Origin of the sequence: Granulicatella sp. 20925_1_28 (assembly GCF_041433575.1) — a bacterium.
Classification (GTDB): domain Bacteria; phylum Bacillota; class Bacilli; order Lactobacillales; family Aerococcaceae; genus Granulicatella.
Genome location: NZ_JAPWBS010000025.1, coordinates 1 through 5,095 on the forward strand (window position 1 = coordinate 1; position 5,095 = coordinate 5,095).

The 5,095-nt window shown below is 45.5% G+C and carries 6 protein-coding genes and 1 pseudogene; 6 read left to right on the plus strand and 1 reads right to left on the minus strand.

From position 1 onward, the window contains the following. From O3793_RS08725 to O3793_RS08750, 6 genes and pseudogenes are all read left to right on the plus strand, one after another. Nucleotides 1-363 (plus strand): annotated as a pseudogene (locus tag O3793_RS08725) (PTS sugar transporter subunit IIC); the annotation flags it as partial. An 88-nt stretch (nt 364-451) separates the two neighbouring features. Beyond that, nucleotides 452-955 carry a GrdB-related putative oxidoreductase gene (locus tag O3793_RS08730; protein ID WP_371446927.1) on the plus strand — a complete coding sequence of 168 codons (504 nt, stop codon included), beginning with the start codon at nt 452-454 and terminating at the stop codon, nt 953-955. A gap of 15 nt (nt 956-970) precedes the next feature. Further along, nucleotides 971-1,933: a N(4)-(beta-N-acetylglucosaminyl)-L-asparaginase gene (locus O3793_RS08735; protein WP_371446928.1), complete on the plus strand. Its 963-nt coding sequence runs from the start codon at nt 971-973 to the stop codon at nt 1,931-1,933. Next, nucleotides 1,930-3,066 carry a Sapep family Mn(2+)-dependent dipeptidase gene (locus O3793_RS08740; protein WP_371446930.1) on the plus strand — a complete coding sequence of 379 codons (1,137 nt, stop codon included), beginning with the start codon at nt 1,930-1,932 and terminating at the stop codon, nt 3,064-3,066. The genes O3793_RS08735 and O3793_RS08740 overlap by 4 nt, the downstream gene beginning before the upstream one ends. Then, complete coding sequence (locus O3793_RS08745) at nt 3,063-3,812, plus strand: copper homeostasis protein CutC (protein ID WP_371446931.1); 750 nt, start codon at nt 3,063-3,065, stop codon at nt 3,810-3,812. The genes O3793_RS08740 and O3793_RS08745 overlap by 4 nt, the downstream gene beginning before the upstream one ends. Then, complete coding sequence (locus O3793_RS08750; protein ID WP_285251681.1) at nt 3,809-4,705, plus strand: haloacid dehalogenase-like hydrolase; 897 nt, start codon at nt 3,809-3,811, stop codon at nt 4,703-4,705. The genes O3793_RS08745 and O3793_RS08750 overlap by 4 nt, the downstream gene beginning before the upstream one ends. A 166-nt stretch (nt 4,706-4,871) precedes the next feature. On the opposite strand, the gene O3793_RS08755 is transcribed toward O3793_RS08750, so the two are convergent. Beyond that, on the minus strand, nt 4,872-5,095 hold a 224-nt coding region (locus O3793_RS08755; protein ID WP_371446933.1), incomplete at its 5' end, for a hypothetical protein.

The window sequence follows — 5,095 nt, forward strand, 5'->3', positions numbered from 1 at the left end:
GAAATGGTTACATTCGGTTTACCAGTAGTATTAAACCCAATTATCGTGATTCCATTCTTATTAACACCACTTGTAAATATTACTTTAGCAACTCTTGCAACGATGTGGGGAATTATCCCTTATACAACAGGGGCATCACTTCCATGGACAACACCATTCTTCTTCTCAGGATGGTTATCAACAGGTAGTATTGTAGCCGGATTCTTCCAAATCTTCTTGATTCTATTAGGCTGCTTGATCTACTTCCCATTCTTCAAAGCATTGGATAAACAATACTTGAAAGAAGAAGCAGGCGCTAGCATGTTAACAGGTGATGAATTAGACGACGTTGACTTAAACGACTTATCATTTGATGACTTATAAAATGACAACTACGTAAGTCACAAGTGTCAAAACTTCGGGTGGCATGCGATAACGGATGCCACCTTTTTACATAGAAAGGGGTGAACAGATGAGAACACTATTATTATTCGACCAAGTTCAAGCTGGATTCGGCGGAAAGGAACGTGGCGATACAGAATTAGGCCTTGAAAAAGGTGGGGTTGGTTCTTATTTAATGTTCAAAGAAGACTTCGAAAAAGCAGGACTTACAGCACTTGCGACGATTTATTGTGGGCCGAATTATTTCCAAGCACATAAAGAAGAAGTGATTCATAAAATCAAAAATCTGATTTTAAAAACGAAAGCAGAAGTGCTGTTTGCAGGGCCATGTTTTAACTACGGAACCTATGCGCAAATGGCAGCAGAAATTGCGTTAGCGATTCAAGAGCAAACCGACTGCAAGCCTTATGTGATTTGTTCGAAAGAGAATGAAGAAACCATCGCAGCCTATAAGGATAAAGTCGTTATGCTAGAAATGCCGAAAAAAGGCGGCGTGGGCTTACGCGAAGCATTAGGCGGAGCCGTTGCGATTATTAGCGGAACTAAAGACGAAAGTGAACAACGATTTCAGTAAAAGAGGTGACAGAGAATGTGGGGTATGATTGCGACATGGAGAATGGCGCTCGAAGGAATCCAGAAGGTGACCCCGAATTTAGAAGTGGGCGGGACTGCAGGAGATGCTATTGAAGGCGCGATTAAAGAAGTGGAGGACTTCCCTTACTTTAAATCTGTTGGATATGGTGGGCTTCCCAATGAAGAGATGGAAGTGGAGTTAGATGCCGCTTATTTAGATGGATCGACGTTTGATTTCGGTGCGGTCTGTGCCTTAAAACAGTTCGCCAATCCAATCTCGGTGGCGCGTGCCTTGAGTGCTTATAAAGTGAATAATGTGCTGGTCGGAGATGGAGCAGCAGCTTTTGCGAAGGCTCATCATTTCGAAGAAAAAGACATGCTGACGGACCGTGCAAAGATTCATTTCCATAATCGATTGAAAGATATTGAACGTGAACAACTCACGCCGTATGCTGGACACGATACGGTTGGTATGGTGGGATTGGATGCATCTGGAGATATGGTCGCAGGGACCTCAACGAGCGGACTCTTTATGAAGAAGCCGGGGCGTGTAGGAGATTCTCCTTTTATCGGATCTGGATTATATGTCGACAGCACGATTGGTGGCGCGACGGCAACGGGTCTAGGGGAAGACTTGATGAAAGGCGTGATTTCGTATGAAATCGTCCGTCTAATGAAAGAGGGTCTTTCTCCGCAAAAGGCGTGTGAGAAAGCCGTGAGCGACCTTGCAGAACGATTGAAGAGAACGCGTGGCGAAGCAGGAGATATTTCTGTAGTGGCCATGAATGCCAAAGGAGACTTTGGGGCAGCTTCCAATATCGAGAACTTCTCATTTGTTGTTGTCACAAGTACATTAGCACCAACGGTATTCCGTGTTCATCCACAAAGTGATGGTACGATGCGTCATGAATTAGCGACAAAGGAATGGCTTGAAGCGTATTTAGAAGAGCGCATGAAGCCATTGGAGGTCAAAGAATGAATCAAGAAGAATGGATTGCGGAACTAAAAGGAATTCAGCCCGCACTATTTGAAGGACTGAGACGAATGGTCGCCATTCCAAGTATTCGAGGCGAAGCCGAAGAAGGCGCTCCATTTGGCAAGGGACCTAGACAAGCACTCGATGAAGTGCTTGCGATTGCGAGTGAACTTGGATTTCAAACAAAGAATATCGATAACAAGATTGGATACGCGCAGTACGGAGAAGACCGACCAGATGGCGCGTACTATGGCATCTTCGGACACGTGGATGTGATGCCGCTTGGAGAAGGGTGGATTTCTCCAGCGTTAGACCTTACCGTTCGTGACGGAAGACTCTACGGACGCGGGACATTGGATAACAAGGGGCCTATTCTATCGAACCTATATGCGTTATATGTGTTGAAGGAAAAGGGTGTGACCTTTGATAGACCGGTTCGGATTGTCTTTGGGACGAATGAGGAGACAGGATTTGGATGCGTAAAGCACTATTTAACGAAAGAAATTCCTCCGACATTCGGGTGGACGCCAGACTGTAAATGGCCAGTTGTCTACGGCGAACGCGGTCGTCTCAGAGTACGATTGTCTCTCCCTTCGGATAAAGTGTCCGGATTGTATACATTTGCCAACGAAAAACTTCTCCATACAAACCATCGCGGGGAAGAATTGGGCATCGCCTATGAAGATAGTGACTTCGGGATGATGCAACTGAGAGGAGAAACGTTTGGAATCGAAGACGGTCGCCATTATGTCGAATGGACGATGTGCTATCCAGCAAGTTGCACAAAAGACGATTTGCTTGAGAAAATCAATGCGCATGTACCAGAAGGTGGCGTGCTAGACGTGATTTCACATTGGGACCCAGTGCTTTATGACAAGGATTCCGACTATGTGCAAGCCTTGCAGAAGGTGTACACGGATATCACGCAGAGCGATAGTGTTCCAGTGACGACAACGGGTGGAACTTATGCCAAAATCATTCCAAATATTATTGCGTATGGGCCAAGTTTCCCAGGGCAAAGAGACATTGCGCATTTGCCAAATGAATGGATTGGTATAAAAGACTTAGAAACAGATACGATTATTTATGGATTAGCGCTACTCGCATTGTCGCGCATGAAAGAAGGGACGTTATGACAGTAGAAGTATGTGCTGGAAGCATCGCAGACTGCCTCATTGCAGAGCGTGCGGGTGCTGACCGCATTGAATTGAATAGCGCTCTTTTCTTAGGAGGATTAACGCCAAGTATCGGGACTTTGCAAAAAGTGCTCGATTCAGGAGTGAACCTTCCAATTGTCTGCATGGTTCGTCCTCGTGGCGCAGGATTTTGTTATACGAAGGAAGAATTCGAGAGCATGCTAATCGATGCGAAACTCTTATTAGAAGCCGGTGCGAAAGGGTTAGCGTTTGGATTTCTATTAGAAGACCGGACGATTGACTGGAACCGTACGAAGCAGATGATTGAGTTGTGTCAGAAATATCAAGCCGAGAGTGTGTTCCATAAGGCGTTTGACCTTGTGCCGGATGTGAATAGTGCTATCGAGGGCTTAATCAAACTTGGATGCACGCGCATTTTAACAGGGGGACAACAGGAGCAAATTGAAAAAGGAATACCGCTCTTAAAAGACTTGCAAGCTCGCTACGGAAGTCAAATTGAATTGCTTTGTGGCGGCGGCGTCACTAAAGAAAATGTGCAGCACTTAATGCAGGAGACGGGGATTTCGCAAATCCATGGAACGTTTAAGACGTGGAAGACGGATCCGACGACTGCAGGCGAGGGGCTGAGCTATGCCTATCATGAAAATGGAGATTACGAACAGACGGATGAAGCGTTGTTGAAAGAAGTAGTGGCGCTTGTTCGTGGACAGGAGGAAACGAAATGAGTAAACGATTGTTAAATTGTGTGGCCAGTGATTTCAGAAAAATGACAGGAAAAGAATTGAAAAAGGCGATTGAAGCTGCAGAAGGAAGAACGGTGTGCTGTGAAACGGTATGCTCACGTCCAACGATGCTGAATGAATTATCTAACGCAGAAATCGCAAAGGCGTTCGGTGGAGATATGGTGCTCTTGAACGGGTTTGACTGTATTGATCCACTGATTTACGGTGCTGAAGAAAGTGAAAACCCAGTCCAACGTGCGAAAGAACTGAGTGGGTTGCCAATTGGGGCGAACTTGGAGCCAGTGGATATGAATGCAGAAATGCTAGAAACACGCATCGAAATCTCACCAGGGCGTACATGTACGGTAGAAACGGTGAAACGTGCGGAAGAATTGGGCCTTGATTTTATCTGCTTAACGGGAAATCCAGGGACAGGGGTAACGAATGAAACGATTGAGGCGTCTCTTGCCATGGTGAAACAACACTATTCAGGGCTTGTGATTGCTGGGAAGATGCACGGGGCAGGCTCGAAGGAACCTGTGATGAACGTGGACATCGCGAAACGCTTCATTAAAGCAGGGGCTGATGTGATTCTGGTTCCAGCAGTTGGAACGGTGCCAGGGTTTACCGACGCAGAACTTGTGGAAATTGTGAAAGTGGCACATGCCAATGATGCACTTGTGCTTTCTGCGATTGGAACAAGCCAAGAAGGTTCTTCAAGAGAAGTCATCGAACAAATTGCTATCCGTAATAAAGTGGCTGGTGTGGATATTCAACATATCGGGGACGCAGGATACGGCGGTTTAGCGACAGTGGAAAATATTTACGCATTGTCAGTTGCGATTCGAGGGGTTCGTCATACAGTAGCTCGTATGGCACGCTCAGCGATTCGATAAGATAATAAAAAAGAACAGCACACTAGCTGAAGGCTGGTGTGCTGGTTTTTGTGTTCTGTCTTTCTGCCTGTGAAGTTGAGTTCGGGCTCACATCCTAGTAGTTGAACTCGAAAAGGCAGAAACGACGTCCACTTCCCGAAATGTACGCAGAAGTTGTTTGTGCTCGTTAACTATTCTCATATTTATACGCATACACGTATACGCAGTGGTTTATTGACTTTCTTTTCATCACTCGTGATTCAAGAAAGTCTAATAAACTGTGCGAGAAATCATTCGCAGTGCGAATGATTTGGAATTCAATAAAAGCAAAAAAGACTCGCACTGCGAGTCTTTTTCTAGCTTCTGTCTTTCTGCCTAGTTGTTCTGCAAATCCTCTACTTCCGCAACAGA

Coding starts and splice junctions, on each gene's coding strand:
- O3793_RS08730 (WP_371446927.1), top strand. CDS start 452: ATGAGAACACTATTATTATTCGACCAAGTTCAAGCTGGATTCGGCGGA.
- O3793_RS08735 (WP_371446928.1), top strand. CDS start 971: ATGTGGGGTATGATTGCGACATGGAGAATGGCGCTCGAAGGAATCCAG.
- O3793_RS08740 (WP_371446930.1), top strand. CDS start 1,930: ATGAATCAAGAAGAATGGATTGCGGAACTAAAAGGAATTCAGCCCGCA.
- O3793_RS08745 (WP_371446931.1), top strand. CDS start 3,063: ATGACAGTAGAAGTATGTGCTGGAAGCATCGCAGACTGCCTCATTGCA.
- O3793_RS08750 (WP_285251681.1), top strand. CDS start 3,809: ATGAGTAAACGATTGTTAAATTGTGTGGCCAGTGATTTCAGAAAAATG.